At 74.4% G+C, this 21,880-nt stretch carries 18 protein-coding genes; 12 read left to right on the top strand and 6 right to left on the bottom strand.

Annotated elements, in window-relative coordinates; genetic code table 11:
* Positions 1–3: 3 nt before the first annotated feature.
* The 9 genes from ACN263_RS07060 to ACN263_RS07020 all read left to right on the top strand — a co-directional run bounded on the left by ACN263_RS07060 (position 4) and on the right by ACN263_RS07020 (position 9,559).
* On the top strand, positions 4–1,152 hold the full coding sequence (locus ACN263_RS07060) for an exonuclease SbcCD subunit D (RefSeq protein ID WP_422739011.1): 1,149 nt from the start codon (positions 4–6) through the stop codon (positions 1,150–1,152).
* Entirely contained in the window at positions 1,152–3,626 is a 2,475-nt protein-coding gene (locus tag ACN263_RS07055; RefSeq protein WP_422739010.1) for an AAA family ATPase, read from the top strand. The genes ACN263_RS07060 and ACN263_RS07055 overlap by 1 nt, the downstream gene beginning before the upstream one ends.
* Before the next feature lie 28 nt (positions 3,627–3,654).
* The gene (locus ACN263_RS07050; RefSeq protein WP_422739009.1) at positions 3,655–4,614 is read left to right on the top strand and encodes a hypothetical protein; all 960 of its coding nucleotides are present in this window, start codon (positions 3,655–3,657) and stop codon (positions 4,612–4,614) included.
* 14 nt (positions 4,615–4,628) lie between these two features.
* Positions 4,629–5,486 carry a spermidine synthase gene (locus tag ACN263_RS07045; protein ID WP_422739008.1) on the top strand — a complete coding sequence of 286 codons (858 nt, stop codon included), beginning with the start codon at positions 4,629–4,631 and terminating at the stop codon, positions 5,484–5,486.
* A gap of 134 nt (positions 5,487–5,620) precedes the next feature.
* The gene (locus ACN263_RS07040) at positions 5,621–6,313 is read left to right on the top strand and encodes a sigma-70 family RNA polymerase sigma factor (protein ID WP_422739007.1); all 693 of its coding nucleotides are present in this window, start codon (positions 5,621–5,623) and stop codon (positions 6,311–6,313) included.
* Entirely contained in the window at positions 6,310–7,092 is a 783-nt protein-coding gene (locus ACN263_RS07035) for an anti-sigma factor family protein (RefSeq protein ID WP_422739006.1), read from the top strand. The genes ACN263_RS07040 and ACN263_RS07035 overlap by 4 nt, the downstream gene beginning before the upstream one ends.
* 203 nt (positions 7,093–7,295) lie before the next feature.
* On the top strand, positions 7,296–7,946 hold the full coding sequence (locus ACN263_RS07030; protein WP_354863145.1) for a hypothetical protein: 651 nt from the start codon (positions 7,296–7,298) through the stop codon (positions 7,944–7,946).
* A gap of 127 nt (positions 7,947–8,073) precedes the next feature.
* On the top strand, positions 8,074–8,994 hold the full coding sequence (locus ACN263_RS07025; protein ID WP_422739005.1) for a DNA-3-methyladenine glycosylase family protein: 921 nt from the start codon (positions 8,074–8,076) through the stop codon (positions 8,992–8,994).
* 73 nt (positions 8,995–9,067) lie between these two features.
* Positions 9,068–9,559, top strand: coding sequence for a GNAT family N-acetyltransferase (locus ACN263_RS07020; protein WP_422739004.1), 492 nt, complete (start codon positions 9,068–9,070; stop codon positions 9,557–9,559).
* On the opposite strand, the gene ACN263_RS07015 is transcribed toward ACN263_RS07020, so the two are convergent.
* Complete coding sequence (locus ACN263_RS07015; protein WP_422739002.1) at positions 9,537–9,956, bottom strand: SRPBCC family protein; 420 nt, start codon at positions 9,954–9,956, stop codon at positions 9,537–9,539. The two genes, ACN263_RS07020 and ACN263_RS07015, sit on opposite strands and share 23 nt — an antisense overlap.
* A 134-nt stretch (positions 9,957–10,090) precedes the next feature.
* Entirely contained in the window at positions 10,091–10,303 is a 213-nt protein-coding gene (locus tag ACN263_RS07010; protein ID WP_422739001.1) for a hypothetical protein, read from the bottom strand.
* Positions 10,304–10,438: 135 nt separating this feature from the next.
* Here ACN263_RS07010 and ACN263_RS07005 point away from each other — a divergent pair, with 135 nt between their 5' ends.
* Genes ACN263_RS07005 through ACN263_RS06995 form a run of 3 tightly spaced genes read left to right on the top strand, consistent with a single transcriptional unit; the run spans position 10,439 to position 13,658 of the window.
* On the top strand, positions 10,439–11,554 hold the full coding sequence (locus tag ACN263_RS07005; protein ID WP_422739000.1) for an ATP-dependent DNA ligase: 1,116 nt from the start codon (positions 10,439–10,441) through the stop codon (positions 11,552–11,554).
* Positions 11,555–11,612: 58 nt separating this feature from the next.
* Entirely contained in the window at positions 11,613–13,184 is a 1,572-nt protein-coding gene (locus tag ACN263_RS07000; protein WP_422740619.1) for an alpha/beta hydrolase, read from the top strand.
* 21 nt (positions 13,185–13,205) lie between these two features.
* On the top strand, positions 13,206–13,658 hold the full coding sequence (locus tag ACN263_RS06995) for a GNAT family N-acetyltransferase (protein ID WP_422738998.1): 453 nt from the start codon (positions 13,206–13,208) through the stop codon (positions 13,656–13,658).
* Between the two features lie 552 nt (positions 13,659–14,210).
* Here ACN263_RS06995 and ACN263_RS06990 read toward each other — a convergent pair.
* From ACN263_RS06990 to ACN263_RS06975, 4 genes are read right to left on the bottom strand one after another with little or no spacing between them, the layout of a single operon-like run.
* Positions 14,211–14,936 (bottom strand): ABC transporter ATP-binding protein, encoded by a 726-nt coding sequence (locus ACN263_RS06990; RefSeq protein ID WP_422740618.1) that lies wholly within the window; start codon positions 14,934–14,936, stop codon positions 14,211–14,213.
* A gap of 11 nt (positions 14,937–14,947) precedes the next feature.
* Positions 14,948–15,943 carry an ABC transporter ATP-binding protein gene (locus tag ACN263_RS06985; RefSeq protein WP_422738997.1) on the bottom strand — a complete coding sequence of 332 codons (996 nt, stop codon included), beginning with the start codon at positions 15,941–15,943 and terminating at the stop codon, positions 14,948–14,950.
* A 1-nt stretch (position 15,944) separates the two neighbouring features.
* Positions 15,945–18,644 carry a hypothetical protein gene (locus tag ACN263_RS06980; protein ID WP_422738996.1) on the bottom strand — a complete coding sequence of 900 codons (2,700 nt, stop codon included), beginning with the start codon at positions 18,642–18,644 and terminating at the stop codon, positions 15,945–15,947.
* Positions 18,641–21,823 (bottom strand): FtsX-like permease family protein, encoded by a 3,183-nt coding sequence (locus tag ACN263_RS06975; RefSeq protein ID WP_422738995.1) that lies wholly within the window; start codon positions 21,821–21,823, stop codon positions 18,641–18,643. Before ACN263_RS06975 ends, ACN263_RS06980 begins: the two co-directional genes overlap by 4 nt.
* Positions 21,824–21,880: the final 57 nt, after the last annotated feature.

The raw sequence follows: 21,880 nt of genomic DNA, 5'->3' as shown, positions 1-21,880 counted from the left end.
ACTGTGAAGATCCTGCACACCTCGGACTGGCACGTCGGCAAGGTGCTCAAGGGGCAGTCCCGGGCCGAGGAGCACAAGGCCGTACTGGCCGGGGTGATCGACATCGCCCGCGCCGAACAGCCGGATCTGGTGATCGTCGCCGGTGACCTCTACGACACGGCCGCGCCGACCTCGGAGGCGACCCGGCTGGTCACCCGGGCGCTGACCGCGCTGCGTCGTACCGGCGCGGACGTGGTCGCGATCGGCGGCAACCACGACAACGGGCCCGCGCTGGACGCGCTGCGCCCGTGGGCCGAGGCCGCGGGCATCACGCTGCGCGGCGGGGTACGCGAGAATCCGGCCGAGCACGTCATCGACGGCACCACGGCCGGTGGGGAGCGGTGGCAGCTCGCCGCGCTGCCGTTCCTGTCCCAGCGGTACGCCATCCGCGCGCTGGAGATGTACGAGCTGACCGCCGCCGAGGCCAACCAGACGTACGCCGACCACCTGGGTCGGGTGCTGGGCCGACTCACCGAGGGCTTCACCGAGCCGGACCGGGTGCATCTGGTCACCGCCCACCTGACGGTGACCGGCGCGGCGGCGGGCGGCGGCGAGCGGGACGCGCACACGGTGCTCGGCTACGCGGTGCCGGCCACCGTTTTCCCGGCGACGGCGCACTACGTGGCGCTGGGCCACCTGCACCGGGCGCAGCGCGTCGAGGGCCCCTGCCCGGTGCGGTACAGCGGCAGTCCGCTCGCCGTGGACTTCGGCGAGCAGGAGAACGTGCCCTCGGTGACGATCGTCGAGGTGACCGCCAGCACGGCCGCGCGGGTGCGGGAGGTGCCGGTGACCGCGGCGAGCGCGCTGCGGACGGTCCGCGGCACCCTCGCGCAGCTCGCCGAGATCGAGACGCCGGACGCCTGGCTGCGGGTGTTCGTCCGGGAGCAGCCCCGCGCGGGCCTGCGCGAGGAGGTCCAGGAGCTGCTGCCCCGGGCGTTGGAGATCCGGATCGACCCGGAGCTGCTGGCGGCGCCGGGCAGCGGCACGCGGATCGCGCAGCGGTCCGGGCGTTCTCCCCGGGAGTTGTTCGGTGACTACCTGGACAGCCGGGGCCACGACGACGAGGGCGTGCGGGAGCTCTTCGACGAGCTCTTCGAGGAGGTCGATTCCTGATGCGACCGATGCGGCTGGACATGGCCGGGTTCACGGTCTTTCGGGACGAGACGACCGTCGACTTCACCGACGCCGACTTCTTCGCGCTGATCGGGCCCACCGGCTCGGGCAAGTCCACCGTGCTGGACGCCATCTGTTTCGCCCTCTACGGCACGGTGCCCCGCTGGGGTGGCGCGCGGGGGTTGGCCAACGCCCTCGCGCCGTCGGCGACCGAGGCCCGGGTCCGGCTGGTCTTCGAGTCCGCGGGCGCCCGCTACGTGGCGACCCGGGTGGTGCGCCGGGACGGCCGGGGCAACGTCAAGACCGCGAACGCCGGGTTGCAGGTGATGCCGGCCGGCTTCGACGTGACCAAGCTCGACACCGGGCTGAGCCCGGACGACCTGGGCGAGGTGATCGCCGGCACGCCCGCCGAGATGGAGCAGGCGGTGCTGGAGGCGGTCGGGCTGCCGTACGAGCAGTTCACCAGCTGTGTGGTGCTGCCGCAGGGGCAGTTCGCCGATTTCCTGCACGCCAAGCCGGCCACCCGGCAGCAGATCCTGGTCAACCTGCTGGGTCTCGGTGTCTACGAGGACGTCCAGAAGAGGGCCACGGCCCGGGCGGCGCAGGCGGAAGCCAAGCTGGACGCGGTCGACCAGGTGCTCGCCGGTCTGACCGGGGTGGACGACGAGGCGCTGGCCGAGGCCGACGCCCTGGTGGACCGGATGGTCGAGTTGGCCGGCGCGGTGACCGGTGCCATGCCCGAGCTGGCGGCGGCCCGGGAGCGCGCATTGGAGGCGGCGGCCGCCCTGACCGCGCTCGACGACGAGCTGGGCGTGCTGTCCGGGGTTCGCGCCCCGCGCGGGGTGGCCGAGGTGGCGCGCGCGGTGGCCGCGGCGCGGGCCGAGGCCGACGCGGCCGCCTCGGCGGTGTCGCTGGCCGAGGAGCGTGAGGAGAAGCTGCGCGGTGAGCTGGCCGGTGCTGGCGACGAGAGCGTGCTGCGGCTGCAACTGCGGGCGTACGACGAGCGGGACCGGCTGACCGGCGAGGCCGAGACGGTCCGCGCGGCGGTGCGCGCGGCGGACGAGGAGCACGCGGTGGCGGTGGCGGCGCTGACCGCCGCCCGCGCGGACGCCGAACGGGCGGACGCCGAGTTGGAGGCGGCCTTCCGGGCGCACGAGGAGGCGAAGGCCACCGACCTGGCGGTCGGTCTGCGGGCGCACCTGCATCCGGGCGGGCCCTGCCCGGTCTGCGAGCAGCCGGTGGCCCGGGTGCCGGCGGTCCCGGCGGATTCGGCGGTGGCCGCCGCGACGGCGGCCGGCAAGGCGGCGCGGGCCGCCACGAAGGCGGCCCAGGCGGTGGTGCAGCAGCGCGACGCCGCGGCACGCGAGCTGGAACGGCTGCTGGTGCAGGCCCGGGCCCGCCAGGAGCAGGTGGACGCCCGGCTGGCCGAGGTGGCCGGTCAGCTCGCGGGCGCGGCCGAGCCGGCGGTGCTGCGCCGTGAGGTGGCCGAGCACGCCCGGCTGCGACACGCCCTGGACGAGGCGGCAGCCGCCGTGCGGGCGGGCCGGGACAGCGCCCGTCAGGCCCGTGCGGGTGTGGACGCCGCGCAGGAGCGGCTGCGGACGACCTGGCAGGGCTTCGACACCGCCCGCGACGCACTGGCCCGGTTCGGACCGCCGGCCGCCGACCGGGACGACGTGGCGGCCTCGTGGGCGGCGCTGACCGACTGGGCGACGGCCGAGGCGGAGCGCCGTCGGGCCGACCGGGCCGGCCGCGCGGCGCTGGTCGCCGAGGCCGAGGCGGCGGCCGACGCGGTGCAGCGGCGGATCGCGGACATCTTCGCGGCGGCCGACGTGCCGGTCGGCGACGATCCGGTGCACGCCGCGACCGTCGCCGTCGAGCGGGCCGAGGCCGACCGACGGCGGCTGGCCGAGCGCCGCGAGCAGGCCGGCGCGTTGCGCGAACAGCGGGCCGGGCACGAGCGCGAGGCGCAGGTGGCGCGGGCGCTCGCGGGGCACCTGCGGGCCAACAACTTCGAGCGGTGGCTGCTGGCGGAGGCGTTGGACCTGTTGGTCGACGGGGCGTCCGGGATCCTGCGGGAGCTGTCCTCGGGTCAGTACGAGCTGGTGCACGACAAGGGCGAGTTCTTCGTCGTCGACCACCACGACGCGGGGCTGCGCCGGGGCGTACGGACCCTCTCCGGTGGGGAGACGTTCCAGGCGTCGCTGGCGTTGGCGTTGGCGCTCTCCGAGCAGTTGGCCGGCATGTCGACGACCGCGGCGAGCCTGGAGTCGATCGTCCTGGACGAGGGTTTCGGCACGCTGGACGCGGCCACCCTGGACACCGTGGCCGCCACCCTGGAGAACCTGGCCGCCCGGGGTGACCGGATGGTCGGCGTGGTCACCCACGTCGCGGCGCTGGCCGAGCGGATCCCGGTCCGCTTCGAGGTACGCAAGGACGCCCGCTCGGCGCGCGTCGAACGGACGGGCCGGTGAGCGCAGTCGCGAACGAGAGGTCCGGCCGGTGAGTGACGCGGCGTTCTACGTCGACGCGTGGGACCCGTCGTACGGGGCGTCCTTCGAGGCGTCCGCCACCGGCCCGGCCACGCCGAGCAGCACCCAGGTCGAGGTCGACGTGGAGTTGCCGGCCGTCGACTGGCGGGCGATCGGCGTACGCGCCGACGTGCGGGCACCGGATGTGGTGCTCCTGGTCGACGGGGTCCGCCGGGTCGACGCGAGCATCTGGACGGCGGAGGAGGACGGCGGGTCGTTCCCGGGGCTGGCGGCGTCGTACGCGGCCGGGGTGGTCCGCTGCGACCTGGGTCGGGGCGCGGCACAGTTGGCCGGCACGCAGGTGGGCCGGGGTCTGTTCACGGCGAGCCCGTCGGCGCGGGACGTGGTGGCCGGCGCGATCCGGTATCCGGTGCACCGGGTGGGTGGCACCGGCGAGTTGGCGAAGCTGCCGGCCGCGGTGCAGGGCCCGTTGACCGCGTTGGAGGTGGCGGTGTCCGACGCCGCCCGGGTCGACGGTGACCTGTTGGTGGTGGACGGTCCGCTGCGCAGTCGCCACCATCTGCCGCGCACGCTCGGCTACATCAAGACCCAGCACAGCCAGTACCTGGACGCCCGGCTGACGGCGGTGGTGACCGGCCTGGCGCCGGGCGAGCGGTCACCGGTGTTCCGGTTGGGCACGCCCTGGGGTGGCTGGTCGTGGTATCTGCGGCTGCCGGTGGCCGTGGGCGCGCCGTGGGCCGGCATCGTCCGGGTGGAGTGCTCCACCGAACTGCCCGTGGAGGCGGCGATCGATCTGGCCGACCTGTCGCTGGTCACGTTGCCCCGGTTCGCCTCGACGCCGTACAAGGACCCACGGGCGCCACAGAACCTCATCCCGATCGCCGGTCTGGAGCGCCGCCTGCGCGCGCTGCTCGGCGACTCCCGGCTGCTGCACCGCGCGTTGACCGCCGCGGCGCGCGTCGGTCGCTGAGCGGGCGGGTCGCAGTGGGGCGCAAACGAGCGGGTGACCGGGTGGTCGAGCAGGTGGACACCGGTCTGGCCGAGCTGGTGCCGTCCCCGGACCGGCCCGGCTCGTGGACGTTGCTGCTGGACGGCGCTCCGCAGTCGCACGTCGACCTGGGCGACCCCACGCACCTGGAGTTCGAGTACGTCCGACGGCTGGCCGCGGCGCTGGACCTGGTCGCGCCCCCGGGCGAGCCGCTGCGGGTGCTGCACCTGGGCGGCGGTGCGCTGACCCTGCCCCGGTACGTGTCGGCGACCCGGCCCGGCTCGACCCAACGGGTGTCCGAGGTGGACGGCGCCCTGGTGGAGCTGGTGCGTCGGGTGCTGCCCTGGCCGGCGGACGCCCGGCTGCGGGTCCGCGTGCAGGACGCCCGGGCCGTGCTGGCCTCGACGCGGGACGCCAGCTACGACGTGGTGGTCGCCGATGTCTTCGCCGGCGCCCGCACCCCGGCGCACCTGACGTCGGTGGAGTACGCCGCCGAGGTGGCCCGGGTGCTCCGGCCGGCCGGCTGGATGTTGGCGAACCTGGCCGACGGCCCGCCGCTGCGGTACGCGCGCAGCCAGGTCGCCACGGTGCGTTCGGTGCTGCCCCAGGCCTGCCTGGTCGGCGACGCGGGGGTGCTGCGCGGTCGCCGGTACGGCAATCTGGTGCTGGTCGCCGGGCGGACCGTGCCCCCGGTGCCCGCGCTGACCCGGCGGGCGGCCGGCGACTGGTTTCCCGGCCGGGTGGTGGCCGGTGACGAGTTGGACCGCTTCGCCGGCGGGGCGGCGGTGGTGCGCGACGCGGATGCCACCGGCTCGGATCCGCCACCGCCGGGGCTGTTCTCCGTCCGCCGCTGACCGCCACAGGGGACCGCGCGCGGGTCGCCGCAAATTTTTTCGGGGTTCGTTGATCCGCTCGGCGCGTCGCTGCGTACCACCGGGCGGCCCGCCTTGTGGGGGCGGCGTTGGTCACGGACATCCCGGAGGTCTGCATGCATGCGGTGGCGGCCGGTTGGCATGGCGACGCGGTTCGCGCGGACTGGTTGTCCGCGCGCTCGTCGTCGAGGTCGACCTCGTCTGCCCGGGGGGTCGACGCCCGCGCCACGTCTCGCCAAAATGGTCCGGTGACGCCCCGACCGGCGCCCGGGCGCCACCAGGCGACGACAACCGAGGCCAGCCACTCCGACCAGTTGATCCGGCTGCTCTACGCCGAGCACGCCGGCCCGTTGCTGATGTTCGTCATGCGGCTCACCGGGGGGGACCGGCAGCGCGCGGAGGACATCGTCCAGGAGACGCTGCTGCGGGCCTGGCGCAACGCGCACCGCCTCGGTGCGCAGGGGCAGGGTTCGCTGCGGCCGTGGCTGGTCACGGTGGCGCGTCGGATCGCCATCGACGAGCACCGCAGCCAGGAAGCCCGGCCGCCGGAGACGTACGACCGGGACCTGACCGCGTTCGCCGAGGCGGACAGCACCGACCGGGTGCTGCGCACGATGACGGTGGCGGACGCGCTGCGTACGCTGAGTCAGTCGCACCGGGAGATCCTGATCTCGACGTACTTCCGGGGGCGGACGGTGCCGGAGGCGGCCGAGGAGTTGGGGCTTCCGTTGGGCACCGCCAAGTCGCGGGTCTACTACGCGCTGCGCGCGTTGCGCACGGCTCTGCAGGAGCGGGGGGTGACAGAATGAGCCGGCCAGACCATATGGACGTCGCCGCGTACGCGCTCGGCGTGCTCGACGAGCAGGACACCGAGCGGTTCGAGGAGCATCTCGCCGCGTGCTGGGCGTGCGCGGCCGAGTTGGAGACGATGGTGCCGGTGGTGGGCCTGCTCTCCGGCATCGACGGCGAGACGATGATGGCCCTGGAGCAGACCGCCACCGATCCGGCGCTGCTGGACCGGACATTGGTCGCGGTCCGGGCCGACCGGCGACGGACCAGGTTTCGTCAGATGCTCGCGACCGCCGCGGCGGTGGTGGTCTTCGGCGGGTTGACGGGTTACGGCTTTGTGAGCGTGGCCGGCAACGAGGCGCCGGGGACGCTCGCCGAGCCGACGGCGACCGCCGGCGTCAACGACCCGCCGACGAGCGCGCCGACCGCGCCGCCGAGCGGTCCGGGTGTCGGCGGCACCGAGGAGGAGGGCGACCAGGTCGACGCCACCGATCCGACGACCGGCGTCCAGACGACCATGTTCCTCATCGAGCGGGAGTACGGCACCCGCATCAACTTCAGTCTGCGGAAACTGCCCGGCCCGCGTACCTGCCGACTGGTGGTGGTACGCAAGAACTCCACCACGGAGGTGATTTCGACCTGGTCGGTGCCGGACGGTGGCTACGGGACGAACAGTCGCCCGCAGGGTCTTGAGCTGAGCGCGTCGACGTCCGCGTTGACGAGTGACATCAAGCAGCTCCAGGTGCAGTCGGTCGACCGTAACGGGGTGGCGAGTCCGCTGGTCACGGTGCCCATGTAGGGTCGCGTACCATCGTCGACGCCGGTCATTGCCAAATGGCCGGCGTCGATTCGTTTTTCTGCCCGAGCGCCCGTGTCGGGCGATACGGATGATCGCCGGGTTCGGTTCAATCAAAACTCGTGAAATTGACCACTGTTACTTCTTCAACCTTGACAGCCCGCCCGCCGTACCTATGGGTGAACTGCCAAGAATGAGGAGGGCACGTGGCACAGATGAAGCGGACCGTCATCGTCGCGAGCGCGATGGTCGCACTAACGGCCTGCGCTCCCGCGGGTTACGACGGGGCGAACTCGAGCGCGGCCGAGCCGGTCGCCGTCGCCGCGGCCGAGCCCACCGCGTCGGCGGAGCCCGAGGCGTCGGCATCCGCGGAGGCGCCGGTCGCCGACGCGCCGCCGCCCGCGGACGTCGACCTGACCGAGCAGTTGATCGGCAAGAAGATCGCCCGGATGGGCAACGTCGTGACGGACCAGGACGGTTGGGTCCTGTACCGCTTCGACAAGGACACCGCCGACCCGCCCGCGTCGAACTGCGTCGACAAGTGCGCGCAGGTCTGGCCGCCCGCGCTGACCGACGGGAACCCCCAGCTCACCGGCCTCTCCGACGACAAGGTCGGCAGCGTCACCCGCCAGGACGGCACCCGTCAGCTCACCATCGGCGGCTGGCCGGTCTACCGGTACATCGGCGACAAGAAGCCCGGCCAGTGGAAGGGTCAGGCCGTCGGCGGCACCTGGTTCGTGGTCGACCAGAACGGCAAGAAGAACCTGACCTGCCTGCCCACCTCGACGCCGAAGGCCGTCGCGCCGCCGGCCGACAGCGGGTCCAGCGACGCGGGCGGCTCGGGCTACTCCTACTGATCCCGACACCGCCACGGCACGGTGGCCGGTCGCAGCCGCAGAGGGCGCGACCGGCCACCGCCGTACCCGGAGCATTCCGGCCGACGGCGACGACCGGCACCGCCGCGTCACCTGGCAGAGTGGCAGGGTGACCGAGACCGAACCCGCCGCGACCCGGGTGCTGCACCCGCCGGTCGGCTACCGGCTGGCCGCGTCGGTCCGCGCGCTGACCTTCAGCCCGTACGACCCGTGCGCGCGCATCGCCGCCGGCACCTTCTGGTGGGCGACCCGCACCCCGCACGGTCCGGCAACCCTCGCGCTGCGGCCGGCGGGCGGCGATCTGCTCGCCGAGGGGTACGGCCCGGGCGCCGAGCACGTCGTGGAGCGCGCCGACCGGATCGCCGGGCTGCACGACGACCTGACCGGCTTCGCCGAGCTGGCGGCGGCGCACCCGCTCGTCGCCCGGCTGGCCCGGGAGCACCGGGGACTGCGCATGCCCACCACCGGGCAGGTCTTCCCCCGGCTGCTGCGGGCGGTCTTCGAGCAGAAGGTCACCGGCAAGGAGGCGTACCGGGCGTACGCGGCCACCGTGCGGCACTTCCGCGAGCCGGCGCCCGGCCCGCTACAGCCGCTGCTGCTGCCGCCCGAGGCCGCCGCGGTGGCCGCCACCCCGTACTGGGTGTTCCACCCGTTCGGCGTGGAGCAGCGCCGGGCCGACACGCTGCGCCGGGCCGCCGCGCTCGCCGACCGGCTGGAGCGGTGCGTCGACGCGACCGAGGCGACCCGCCGGCTGACCGCCATCGCGGGCATCGGCCCGTGGACCGCCGCCGAGGTGGTCCGGATCGCCTACGGCGACCCGGACGCGGTGAGCGTCGGCGACTTCCACATCCCGAACACGGTGGCCTGGGCGCTGGCCGGTGAGCCCCGGGGTGACGACGCGCGGATGCTGGCCCTGCTGGAGCCGTTCCGGGGGCACCGGGGTCGGGTGTGTCTGCTGCTGGAGGCCGCCGGCATCCAGGCGCCGAAGTACGGGCCGCGCGCCCCGATCCGCTCGTTCGCCCGGTTCTGAAACAGCTTCCCGGCCGCCGGGCAGCGGCCGGGCCGCCGGTCGGTGTCGGCGGCGGCTGTGGTGTGCTGCCCCGATGAGCGTCGAGGCGACAATCGTCCCCGCCGGCGTCGCGGACGCCGGCGAGATCCTCACCGTGCAGCGTGCGGCGTACCTGAGCGAGGCGCAGCACTACGGCGAACCGTTCCTGCCGCCGCTGACCGAGACCCTGGACGAGGTCGCGGCCGTGCTGGCCGGCCCGACCATCGTGCTCGTCGCCCGGGCGGGGCACCGGCTGATCGGCTCGGTGCGTGCCCACCTGGTCGGCGACACCGCGCACGTCGGCCGCCTGTCGGTCGCTCCCGACCGGCAGGGCCACGGTGTCGGGGCACGGTTGCTCGCCGCGATCGAGGAGGCCTGCGCCGGCCGCGCCGCCCGCTTCACCCTCTTCACCGGGGCGGACAGCGCCCGCAACCTCACGCTGTACCAACGGCACGGCTACCGGATCGTGGCACACCGCCCGGATCCGAACGGCACGCCGTTGGCGGTGCTGGAGAAACCGGCCGTCACGGCTCGCAGCGACGCCTGAGCCCGTCGGCCTCCAGCCTGACGTAGCGGCGCAGCAGGCCGCCGTACAGCCGGCCGATCAGCCCGGCGAGCGGTCCGGACTGGTCGACGGCCACCTCGACCCGGGTACGTCCGTCGGGCGACGGCAGCACCCGGTGCTCGCCGCGGGTGCGCACGCCCGGGACGTCGGAGACCCAGGTGAATTCCCGCCCCTCGGTCAGCTCGACGACCCGCCACACCGCCGGGCGCAGCTTCGGCTGGGTCAGGCGGGCGGTCGCGCCGACCGCCAGGGGCCCCGGCTCACCCCGCTCGGCCCGGGTCACCGAGGCCGTCCACTCCGGCCACCGCTGAACGTCGACAAGCACCGCCCAGACCCGCTCGGCGTCCGCGTCGATCTCCGTGTCCGCTTCGAACCGCATCGCGTCCCCTTCCCCGGCGGCGCCGTCCGGCGCCGCCACCTGCTGCCGACGACGCTGCCCTGCGGAGGGTGACTGCGGCATCCACCGGCCGGTCCGATCATCGATCGGGCCGTGGGTCCGCCGGCCGCGTCGTATCAGGCGGCTTCGCGCAGGTCGGCCAGGCTCAACGGGGTACGCCGACGCAGCAGCTCTTCCAGCTCGGGCACCGTGGCGACCTCGCCGAGCACGTCCCGGCCGCCACCGAACCGTTGCGGATATCGACGGGTCAGCCGGTAGCGGTAGCGACCCCGGATCAGCTCGACGCTCACCCGCCACCGTCCGCAGCAGTCACAGACCCACTCGGCCATCCCGCGAAACTAGCTCTGACCTGCGGTTATTTGATTCGCCCGGGCGGGACGAGGGGCGCACGGGCGGACACGCCGCCACCGCACCGGCGGTGATCTGCCTCACGACTGTCGGTGCGGTCTGATTGACTGGTCGCCGTGGACCTGCCGATCAACCCTCCGGTCGAGCCGATGCTGGCCAAGAGCGTCGCCAAGCTGCCCACCACGCCCGGTGTGACGTACGAGCCCAAGTGGGACGGGTTCCGGTGCATCGTGTTCCGGGACGGCGACGAGGTCGAGCTGGCCAGCCGGGGCGGCAAGTCGATGACCCGCTACTTCCCCGAGGTGGTGGAGCAGGCCCTCCGGCAGCTGCCCGAGCGGTGCGCGGTCGACGGCGAGCTGATCGTGATCCGGCGGGACGGGCCGTCCGGCCAGCCACGGCTGGACTTCGAGCTGCTGGCCCAGCGCATCCACCCGGCGGCGTCGCGGGTGAAGCTGCTGGCCGAGACCACGCCCGCCGATTTCGTCGCCTTCGACCTGCTGGCCCTCGGTGACGAGGCGCTGCTCGACCAGCCGTACCCGCGCCGCCGGGAACGCCTGGTCGAGGCGCTGGCCGACGTGCGTCCGCCGGTGCACGTCACCCAGGTCACCACCGACCCGGAGACCGCACGCCGGTGGTTCGACGTCTTCGAGGGCGCGGGGCTGGACGGGCTGATCGTCAAGCCGGCCGACCTGCCGTACGAGCCGGGCAAGCGGCTGATGTTCAAGGTCAAGCACGCCCGCACCGCGGACGCGGTGGTGGCCGGCTTCCGCTGGCACAAGTCCGGTCCGGTGGTGGGCTCGCTGCTGCTCGGCCTGTACGACGACGCGGGCGTCCTGCACCACGTCGGGGTGAGCGCGTCGTTCAGCATGGCCCGCCGCGCCGAGCTGCTGGAGGAGTTGGCTCCCTACCGGGACACCGGCGGCGAGCACCCGTGGGTGCACGGCGACCACGAACGCGGCCAGCGCATCCCGGGCGGGGTGAGCCGGTGGACCGGCACGAAGAACCTGGAGTGGGAGCCGCTGCGCCCGGAGCTGGTCGTCGAGGTGGGCTACGACGCGATGGAGGGTGACCGCTTCCGGCACACCGCCCAGTTCGTCCGGTGGCGACCCGACCGCGATCCCCGCTCCTGCCGCTACGACCAGCTCGACCGTCCGATCCGTTTCGACGTGGACCAGGTGCTGCGCGGCGACCCGACGGTCACCCTGGATCGGGCCGCCAGCGGTCCGGCGTAGCCTGACCGTCGACCCGAGACCGGAGGATCACGTGAGCCGCACCGCCGACCACCCTCGGATGGCACCCGGTCGCCGGGTCCGTCACCGCCTCGTCGCGTTCGCCGTGGCCGCCCTGCTCACCGCCGGCTGCACGCTGCCGGCGTTCGCGCCGCGCACCGAGGTGCAGGGGGAGGCTGCCCCGGCCGGCTCGTCGGCCACCTGGCGGCCCTGTCCCGAGGTGGCCGAGGATCTGGTGGGGCGGGGCGCGCCGGACATGCGCTACGAGTGCGCGCGGATCGCCGTGCCCCGCGACTGGGGCACCGGCAGCGGGGCGACCACCGGGCCGGGCGTCGGCCAGACCTTCGAGATCGCGCTGCTGCGGGCCCGGTCCACCCGGCAACACGATCGCATCGGCTCGCTGGTGGTCAACCCCGGCGGTCCGGGCGGCTCCGGTGTGGACACCGCCGTCTACCTCTCGTTCGGCACCCAGTTCGGCGGACTGCCCACCTCGGTCACCGAGCGCTTCGACATCGTCGGCTTCGACCCGCGCGGTGTCTCCCGGTCCAGTCCGGTCAAGTGCATCTCCGACGCCGACCTGGACGCGAGCTTCGGCTACGACCCGGATCCGCAGAGCCAGGCGTCGTTCGACGGGTTCGCCGGGCTGAGCCAGCGGATCGGGCGGGGTTGCGGGGACCGTTACGGAGACCAGTTGCCGCTGTACGGCAGCGAGCAGGCCGCCCGGGACATGGACGCGGTCCGCGCCGCCGTCGGCGACGACAAGCTGACCTACCTGGGTTACTCCTACGGCACGCTGCTCGGCGCCATCTACGCCCAGCTCTACCCGCAGCGGGTACGCGCGCTGGTGCTCGACGGCGCGGTCGACCCGCAGCAGCGGTTGATCGCCGGCTCGGAGAGCCAGGCCCGCGGCTTCGAGCGCGCGTTCGACAACTTCACCCGCTGGTGTGCCGCCAACGCCGCGCGCTGCCCGATCGCTCCGGACGCCCGCGCCGCCGTGACCTCGGCCATCGACAAGGCGAACGTCTCCCCGGTGCGGGGCGACGACGGCCGGGAGGCCACCGCGGGCTGGGTCTTCTACGCGGTGATCTCGTCTCTCTACACCGAGTCGGGCTGGCAGGAGTTGGCGCGCGCCATCGACCGGCTGGCCGAGGGCGACCCGAAGGACGTGTTCCGGCTCGCCGACTCGTACGCCGGACGGGAGAGCGACGGGCACTACTCGAACCTCTTCGACGCCAACCTCGCCATCAACTGCGCCGACGAGACCGAGAAGCCGAGCCGCGAGCAGATCCGCCAGTTGCAGTCGCAGTGGCGCACGAAGTACCCGCTGTTCGGCCCGGCGCTCGCCGTCGGCATGCTCAGCTGCGTCGAGTGGCCGGGCGACCGGGACCCGTACCCGACCGGTCGGGCCAACGGCGCGCCGCCCATCGTGGTGGTCGGCACGACCGGCGACCCGGCAACTCCGTACGAGCAGACCGGCCGTCTCGCCTCGATGCTGGGCGTGGGCCGGGTGCTCACCTGGGAGGGCGAGGGGCACACCGCGTACCCGCAGACCTCCTGCATCACGCGGGCCGTCGACGCGTACCTGCTTGACCTCACCGTGCCCGCGCAGGGGCTACGCTGCCCGGCCAAGTGACGTTGTGCCAGGCTGACCGGCATGAGTGACATGATCTTCCGGGAGGCGGTCCGGGCGGACCTGCCCGCCGTCATCGCCCTGCTCGCCGACGACGTCCTGGGCAAGGCCCGTGACTTCACCCAGGTCGACGAGGCCTACGAGCGGGCGTTCGCCGACATCAGCGCCGATTCGCGGAACTTCCTGATCGTCGCCGAGCAGGACGGCGAGCTGGTCGGCTGCCTCCAGATCACCTACATCCCGGGGCTGGGTCGGCACGGCGCCGAGCGCTCGCTGATCGAGTCGGTCCGGGTACGCTCCGACCGGCGCGGCCAGGGCCTCGGCCGGGAGCTGATGGTCTGGGCGATCGACCAGGCCCGGCAGCGGGGCTGCGCCCTGGTCCAGCTCACCACCGACAAGTCCCGCGCCGACGCGCACCGCTTCTACCTGAGCCTCGGCTTCAAGGCCAGCCACGAGGGCATGAAGCTCCCGCTCTGACCGGGCTTCCGCTCTTACCTGCCCGAGACGCCAGGCCGCCCGCCGCCCTGCCGGCCCGTCGGTAGCGCCGGCAGGGCGGCGGCCCCTGACGAGTGACCGGCGGCTCGGGTCCCAGGTTGCCACTGCACGCCCGGCGCGGCCCGCCGGGCCACCGACCGCATCGTCGACGCCCTGTCGAGCTGCCCCAGATCTGGGGCACGGCGAACCACGCCATCGGCCGGGCGCGAGGCCCGCCCACGCCAACCGCTCACAACGGCACCCACTGGCACAGCACCCACTGGCACAGCACCCGCTGACCCAACCCCCGGGACGGCACCGGCCGCCACCGAGGGCGCCCCGCATCTGGGGCAGCTCGACAGGAAGCGAACAGACCTGGTAGTCCTCCGTGACCGGGTTGACGGCCCCGCCCACAGGCGGCCGTCCGCGAGCCACCGGCCCTCCGCTGCCCACCAACCACAGGCCGCCGCCCACCAGCCGCCGCCCACCCACCAGCCGCCGCCCACCAGCCGCCGCCCGCACAGGCCACGGGCCAGCGCAGGCGGCGGGCGCTGGTCAGCCGTCGACCAGGCGCCCGTCGCGCAGGACGAGGACCCGGTCGGCGAGGTCGATCAGAGCCGGGTCGTGCGTGGCGACCAGGGCCGTCATGCCCCGGGCGTGCACCACCGCGCGAAGCAGGTCCATGATGGAGCGGCCCGTCTCCGAGTCGAGCTGACCGGTGGGTTCGTCGGCGATGAGCAGGTCGGGTTCGTTGGCGAGCGCGCGGGCCACGGCGACCCGCTGCTGCTGGCCTCCGGAGAGCTCGTACGGACGCTGGGCCGCGTGCCCGCCCAGACCGACCAGCTCCAGCAGCACCGCGACGCGCTCCTCGCGCTCGGCTGCCGGGACCTGCGCCAACCGCAACGGCACACCCACGTTCTCGGCGGCGGAGAGGATCGGCACCAGCCCGAAGGTCTGGAAAACGAACCCCACCGTGCCGCGGCGCAGCCGCAGCAGCTCGGCCTCCCCGGCCGAGCTGACGTCGTGCCCGGCCACCACGACCTGGCCGCTGTCCGGCCGGTCCAGCCCGCCGACCAGGTTCAGCAGCGTGGTCTTGCCGGCCCCGGAGCGACCCCGGATGGCGACCAGCTCACCGCGGTCGGCGGTGAACGAGACGTCCCGCACCGCCTGCACGGCGTGCTCACCACGGCCGAAGGTACGGCTCACCCCGCTGACCCGGACCACCTCGACGGGCGGCGCACCCGGCCCACCAACCGTCGATGCCGCTCCCGCGACCGCCATGTCCTGCTGGTTCACGCCCGTGCCTCCCGCTCCTCCGAGACCCGGTCACCGGGCCGTACCTGCACATGGTCGGGCTCCAGATCGAGCCGGACCCGCTCCTTCAGCGACAGCGCGTCGACGAACGCGGCCGGCAGTTGCATCCGGCCGTTGCGGTCCAGCACCGCGTACTCCTCGCTGACCAGTTCGGTGTTGCCGTCGGCACCGACCCGCGCGGTCCGCCGTACCTCGGAAGCGGTTCGACCGTCGCGGATCGCGACGGTCCGGCGGACCTGCGTGGCAACGGCGTGGTCGTGGGTGACGACCACGATGGTCACGCCCAGCTCGGCGTTGATGGTGCGCAGTGCCTCGAAGACCTCGGCGCCGGTGGCCTCGTCCAGCTCACCGGTCGGCTCGTCGGCGAAGAGCACCTCCGGATCGTTGGCCACCGCCACCGCCACCGCGACCCGCTGCTGCTCGCCGCCGCTGAGCTGACCCGGCCGCCGGTCCGCGCCGTAGCCGACGCCGACCAGGTCGAGCAGTTCCCGCGCCCGTTCCCGGCGGGCCCGCCCGGAACGCTTGCCGGCCAACTGCATCGGCAGTTCGACGTTCTCCACCGCGCTGAGGTACGGCAGCAGGTTACGGCCGGTCTGCTGCCAGACGAACCCGACCAGCTGCCGCCGGTAGCTCAGCCGGCGCTTCGCCGAGAGCGAGAGCAGGTCGTAGTCGGCCACCCGGGCGATGCCGGCGGTCGGCGTGTCCAGGCCGGAGAGGATGTTGAGCAGGGTCGACTTGCCCGAGCCGGACGCACCGACGATCGCCACCAGCTCACCCCGGTCGATCACCAGGTCGAGCCCCTGGAGGGCGACCACCTCCACCCCCTCGGTCTTGAAGATGCGCACCAGGCCGTCACAGACGATGTGTCCCCGCAGGCGGTCCTGCCCGCCGGCCCGCTCGGCGGCGCGTTGCGCGGCCCGCTGTTGCAGGGACGCCAGGTCGGGCCCGGGGGCACTCTGGGCGGTAGCGGTCATCTCAGCTCTCCTCTCCGAGCCGGAGCACCTCACCGAGGCGCAGCCGGCGGTTGTTCAAGGCCTCGACGACGACCGCGAAGCCGAGGGCGACCGCGCCGAGCGCGACCACCGCGACGACCAGCCCGCGTTCGAACGCCACCCGGACCGGCACGCCGCCGGTGAACGCCGTCAGGCCGAGCACCGGGTTGAGCACCAGCGGGAGCACCGCGCCGACCAGCGCCCCGGTCAGCACCGACATCCCCACCAGCGGGGTCAGCTCGACCAGCAGCAGTCCACGCCACTGCCGGCGGGACAGGCCGAGGGTGCGGAGCCGGGACAGCACCTGCCCCCGGGCCCGCGCGCCCGCCAGCACGGTGAACGCGATGGCCAGCAGGCCGAGCACGGTGCCGCCGACGGCACCGCCCACGAACCCGAAGGCCAGCACACCGTTCGCGCCGCCGTCGCCGAGCTGGTGCCGTACGCCCGCTCGGGTGTCGACGGTGACCCCCAGCGGCCGTTCCCGGCCGGTGACCGCCCCCTGCTGCTGGAAGCGCAGTTGACCCTGGTCACCGGCCTGCCGCAGCGCCTCCGCGTCGAGCTGGTCGCCGGCGACGAGCAGGCTGGTCGGCGCCGGTGTGGTGGCCCGTGGCGGCAGCGCCTGCCAGGGCAGGATGACGAACCGGTCGGTGTCCGCCGGCAGCACGGGGAAGCTGTCCTGCGTGCCGGCCACCCGGAACTCGTACCGCTGGCCCTGCACCGAGACGAAGGCCGAATCCCGCAGGTCCGCCCGTGCCAGGTCGGCGGCGACGGCCGGCGACACGATCGCGGGCAGCGCCCCCGGTACGGCCTGGGCCGTGCGCAGCGCGTCCGGCACCGTCACGTCCACCCCGGACTCGTTCGTCACCCGGGCCAGACCGGGACCGTCGACCAGCAGCACCATGGTCTGGCCGATCCGCGCATCGGTGCCGACCTCGTCGGTCGCCAGCCGCTGGTCCCGTTCGATCAGCACCGGCGTGGTGGCCCGGACGCCGGGCAGACCGTTCAGCGCGTCGACCGTGTCCGGGGCGAAGCGTTCGCCCCGGATCAGCGCGTCGGCGGGGACGACCCGCTCGGCGGCCCGGCCCCGGCTCGCGTCGACGCCGGCGGCGACGACCGCGCAGAAGGCCGCCGTGCCGATCGCCAGCACCACGACGACCAGCGGCGCGGCGACCGTCGAACGACCGGCCCGCGCGGTGCCGAGGAAGGCCACGCTGCCGCGGGTCCGCGCGGCGAACCGACTGACCAGCAACAAGGGCCAGGGGTACGCGCGCAGCGCGAGCACCGCCGCGGCGACCGCGAGCAGCACCGGCACCGACACGAGCAGCGGGTCGACCTCGCCGAGGGTGAGCCCGCGCCGGCGCAGCAGCACGGCGGCCAGCCCGGCCAGCAGCAGCAGGAAGACCTCGACGGTCAGCCGGCGGGTCGACGGACGCATCCGGACCAGGTCCCGCCGGGCCGCGCCGACGCCCCGCACCGTCAACGTGGCCAGTGGCAGGGCCAGGGTCACCAGCAGGGTCGCCACGGCCGCGTAGGGCGCGGTCGCATCGGGCGTACCGGGGAACAGGGTGCCCAGCCACCAGCCCAGCGCCGCCGCAACCGGCACCACCAGCAGTGACTCGGCGAGGCTGCGGCGCGCGCCGGCGGTGGCCGCGCCACCACGGGCGCGGATCAGCGCGAACTCCGAGCGGCGTCGACGGATGGACAGGGCCGCCGCGAGCAGGATGAGCCCGGCGAGGGTGGCCAGGAGTCCCGCGCCGACCACAGCTAGCAGGGTCCGGGCGGAGTTCACCTGGGCGGCGAACGCGCGCAGCGGGATGTCGACCGCCTGCGTCAACGTGAGACCGGGCGGCACGGTGCGCTGCACCTGTTGCAGGCCCTCGATCGTCTGGTCGAGCTGGCGCGCGTCGAGCCGGTCCACGCCGAGCCGGTAACGCCACTGTGTCCGGACCAGCCAGCCACTCGCTGCCCCCTTGTCGAGGACCACCGGAGCGACCACGCCGACGGCGATGAGGGGTTCGCCGTCGCCCTCCGGTTCGACGACCTGGAGCACCTGCGGCAGCCCGCCCCAGGCACCGTCCGCGCGGTCGACGGGTCGGAACAGCCCGACCACCAGCATGGGTGCCGGCTTGACGGTGGCGTCGTCGGGCCGACCGAGGCTCAGCCGGCTACCGACGCGCAGGTTCAGCTTGCGCGCCACGTCCGCGTCGAGGGCCACCTCGATGGGGCGGCCGGTGACGAAGGTTTCGTTCGGCCAGGCGCCCTCGACGAGGGTGCTCTCCTCCTGGATGCCGGGCATGGCGCGCAGACCGAGGTTCACCAGCAGGTTGCGGGCCTTGAGATCGGGGCCGACCACCCGGTTGGGGACGGTGTCCACGCTGAACCAGCGGTCGGTGATGGCGGAGCGCACCTGCGGTGGCATCTGATCGACCAGGGTGTCGAACTGCTTGCGGGCTCCGGGCATGACCGGCGCGGCGGCGGTGTCGACCTCCCCCGTGGCGTAGTTGAGATCCCGACGGTCAGCCGACTCGCTGTTGAGCTGCGCCCGTAGACCCTCTTCGGCGGTCCGGTTGACCAGTCGGGGCACCCCGCTGACCAGCAGCGTGACCACCAGGGTCAGCACCGCCAGAAGCAGGAACTGCCCGCCGTACGCCCGGACCCGGCGGGCGGCCGCACCGACGCTCATCGTTCTCCCCCGATTCGCAGCTGCACCGCCGCCACCCGCTGACGGATGCCGGTGGCGATGAACGCGCTGAAGGCGAGCGCCGCCAGCAGCAGGCCGACCGCGGTCAGGCCGATGGGCACCCAGGGCAGCGCGAACGCCGCCGGGGGCACCGGTCGGCCGGCGGCCGGGGTGAGGATGACCAGCGGGGCCATGGTGGCCCCGACCGCGGCGCCGAGCAGCAGTCCGACGCCGACGCCGATACCGGCCAGGAAGGTCTGTTCGGCCAGCAGCGCCCGGGCCAGCAGCCGGGGCGTCGCGCCGAGGGTGTTCAGCACGGCGAACTCGCTCAGCCGACGCCGGGCGGTGGCCCACACGTCGACCATGAGGCCGACCAGGGCGAGCAGCACCGTGCCGAGCGCGGCGGCGAGCATCCCGGTGCGGGAACCCCGCCAGTACGGGTCGTCGGCGGCGGCCTCGATCTCGGCCCGCCGGTCGAGGACGGTGACGCCGGTCAGTTCACCGGCGGCGCGGGTGGCGGCCGCCGGGTCGTCGGCGCCGATCCACCACTCGGGTGTGCTGCGGACGTTTCCACCGCGGACCAGCGCCTCGACCGCCGCGGGCAGGTCGAGCAGTACGCCCTCGCCCGAGGTGGTCGGTACCGACTCCAGCTCACCGATCAGCCGGGCCGGCACGGACGCGCCGGCGAGGGGCAGGTCGAAGGTGTCGCCGGTGTGCAGGCTCATCGCGTCGCGTACCCCGGGCGTCATGAGGACCGGTACGGGCGCGATCTGCCCGGCGGGCACGATGGCGAACCGGGTGGGCGGGTAGAAGCCGTACTGTGCGCCGGAGACCGAGTCCACCGGATAGTCGGCGACGACGCCCCGCGCGCTGGACCGCGCCGGGCCGGGCGGGTTACCGCCGGCGATGGCGTTCCAGGCCCCGGTCAGCTCGGCCGGCTTCCTGGCACCGTCCGCGCCCACCACGGTCAGTCCGTCCACCTGGAGCCGGTACGAGTTCCCGGCGTCCCTTCCGCCGTCGGCCTCGAAGCCGGCCAGCCGCAGTCGCGCGCCACCCACGTCCGGTAGCCGCACGGTGAACGGGGCGGCCGCTCCGTCGCTGGTGCCGTTGACGGCCGGCAGCCGGAAGGCCGACCCGTCGCTGCTGGTGACCAGCAGCGACACGGCGATCTTCAGCGGCCGGACGGCCTGGTTCACGGGGGTGCGGGCCGTACCGGTGATCGCGCGGGTGCCGGCGGGCAGGTCGAGGCCGGCGGGTGCGCCCCGGGCGGCGGTCATCCGCTGGTACTGCGTCGACACCGGCTCGTCGCTGAGCCGGTCGGCGAGCCGGACGACGCCCGGCGCGCCGGCCGTGTCGAAGCCGATCACGGTGACGGGCAGGTCACCGCGGCCGACCCGCACCTCGTCGCGCCAGACCGGCAGCGCCTGGCGTACGCCCGGCAGCGCGGCGAGCTCGCCGGCCCGGGTCATCGGGGCGGCGCCGCCGCGCTCGGTCACCCGCAGGTCCGCGCCGACCGTGTGGCCGGCCTGCTCGACCTGGGAGCGTTCGCCGGTGCTGACCAGGGACCAGGCGAGCGTGCTGCCGCCGACGGCGAGGGCGAGCAGCAGCACCGGCCCGGCGTGGGGACGCCGGCCGGCCTGCCACATGCCGAGCATGGTGGCGGTCCACGGCCGCCGGTCCACGAACCGTTCGGCGAACCGGGTGAGCGGCGGGAGCACCCGCAGTGCCAGCACGGCGCCGGCCAGCACGCCGAGGGTCGGGGCGGCGACCAGGAGCGGGTCCAGGCCGAGGCGGCCGTTCGAGCCGGCGAGCGGTGAGGCGTACCGGCGGAGCTGCACCCAGGCGAGCACGGCGAGCGCGACGAGCACCAGGTCGACGCTCGCGCGCTGGATGCTCGCCGACCGGTTCGGCCGGGACCGGGCGGCCATGTCGGCGACGTACGTGCCGGCGCCCCGCAGTGTCGGGGCGACCATGGCGACCAGGCAGCCGGCCGCCGTCGCGGCGGCCGCGGCCCAGATCAGGGTGGTGCTACCGCCGGCGGTGGAGAGTTCGGCCGCGCCGCCGGGCCGGACGAACCGCAGCGCCTCGGCGGCGATCACCGGCCCGAGCAGGGCGGCCGGCGCCACCACCAGGGTCGCCTCCCGGGCGGCCAGGCCGGCGAGTTGGCCGCGGGCGGCGCCCCGGGCGCGCAGCAGCGCGGTCTGCGGACGACGGTCCTCGTGCAGCAGCGCGGCGACCAGCACCAGCGTGTACCCGCCGAGCACCAGGATGAGCAGCAGCGGGGTGGCCAGCGCGGAGCGACCCACCAGGTCGGCCCGGGCGATCCGGTCCAGCAGCCGGTCGATCTTCGTCGCGACCTGCGCCGAGCTGCCCAGTTCGGCGGCTTCGGGCACCGCGTCCGCGGCCGCGCTCGCGGCGGCCCGAACGGCGGGCAGGTCGGCGGTGTCGACGCCGCCGAGGTCCGGTTCGGCCAGCCAGGACGCCGTCACCGAGCCCGGAAAGAGGGTCGTGAAGTCGGCCGGGTCCAGCGCGAACGGTCCGTACGAGGTTGCCGAGCCGACGCTGCCCGTACCCACACCGGGTGCCAGCAGCCAGTACGCCTCGCCCGGGTCACGGGGACGCCAGGTGCCGGCGAGCACGAGGGTGCTGGCCTTCTCGGTGGCGCGGTCCCGCAGCGGGATCCGTTCGCCGACGGTCAGGCCGAGTGTCGTGGCGACCCGCTCCGGCAGGCTCACCTGGGGCGGCGTCGCGCCGGGGCGGGGCCACGCTCCGTTCGTCAGCTCGGCGTGCGCGGTCAGGCCGTCGAGGCTGGCCAGGTTGGCGAAGATCGGATCGTCGCCGCTGCGCGGCACCGAGCCGAGATCGCCGGTCAGTTCCCGGCCGGTGCCGTACCGCGCGGCGGAGACGGCGACCGGAACCCCGGCGAGCCCGTCGGCGAACTGCGCCCGCGCCGCCCCGTCGCGCTTGGCGAACTCGGCGGCGTCGCGGCCACCGGAGCCGGTGATCAACAGGCCGCGTTCCTCGACCGGTGACGCGGCGACCAACGCGCGCTGTCCGGCGTCCACCGCGCGTCGGTTGTAGTCCGACAGGCCGGTGACCAACGCCACGGCGACCAAGGCGGCGAGCACCGCGGCAACCAGCAGTCCCCGCGCCTCGCGGGCCCGCCTCCACACCAGCTTCATCCGACGCCTCCCCTGGCCCTGGCGGGCCGACGACCTTCAAGACAGGTCACCTACGGG

The sequence above is a fragment of the Micromonospora sp. WMMD729 genome (assembly GCF_049315225.1).
In the GTDB taxonomy this organism is placed as follows: domain Bacteria; phylum Actinomycetota; class Actinomycetes; order Mycobacteriales; family Micromonosporaceae; genus Micromonospora.
Note: the sequence above shows the minus strand (reverse complement) of the source record. Positions and strands in the feature narration are given on the sequence as shown.

Bases quoted from the DNA above. Each gene is read 5' to 3' on its own strand.
- ACN263_RS07055 (WP_422739010.1), top strand. From the start codon at position 1,152: ATGCGACCGATGCGGCTGGACATGGCCGGGTTCACGGTCTTTCGGGAC.
- ACN263_RS07040 (WP_422739007.1), top strand. From the start codon at position 5,621: ATGCATGCGGTGGCGGCCGGTTGGCATGGCGACGCGGTTCGCGCGGAC.
- ACN263_RS07035 (WP_422739006.1), top strand. From the start codon at position 6,310: ATGAGCCGGCCAGACCATATGGACGTCGCCGCGTACGCGCTCGGCGTG.
- ACN263_RS07020 (WP_422739004.1), top strand. From the start codon at position 9,068: ATGAGCGTCGAGGCGACAATCGTCCCCGCCGGCGTCGCGGACGCCGGC.
- ACN263_RS07015 (WP_422739002.1), bottom strand. From the start codon at position 9,956: ATGCGGTTCGAAGCGGACACGGAGATCGACGCGGACGCCGAGCGGGTC.
- ACN263_RS07010 (WP_422739001.1), bottom strand. From the start codon at position 10,303: ATGGCCGAGTGGGTCTGTGACTGCTGCGGACGGTGGCGGGTGAGCGTC.
- ACN263_RS07000 (WP_422740619.1), top strand. From the start codon at position 11,613: ATGGCACCCGGTCGCCGGGTCCGTCACCGCCTCGTCGCGTTCGCCGTG.
- ACN263_RS06995 (WP_422738998.1), top strand. From the start codon at position 13,206: ATGAGTGACATGATCTTCCGGGAGGCGGTCCGGGCGGACCTGCCCGCC.
- ACN263_RS06990 (WP_422740618.1), bottom strand. From the start codon at position 14,936: ATGGCGGTCGCGGGAGCGGCATCGACGGTTGGTGGGCCGGGTGCGCCG.
- ACN263_RS06985 (WP_422738997.1), bottom strand. From the start codon at position 15,943: ATGACCGCTACCGCCCAGAGTGCCCCCGGGCCCGACCTGGCGTCCCTG.
- ACN263_RS06980 (WP_422738996.1), bottom strand. From the start codon at position 18,644: ATGAGCGTCGGTGCGGCCGCCCGCCGGGTCCGGGCGTACGGCGGGCAG.
- ACN263_RS06975 (WP_422738995.1), bottom strand. From the start codon at position 21,823: ATGAAGCTGGTGTGGAGGCGGGCCCGCGAGGCGCGGGGACTGCTGGTT.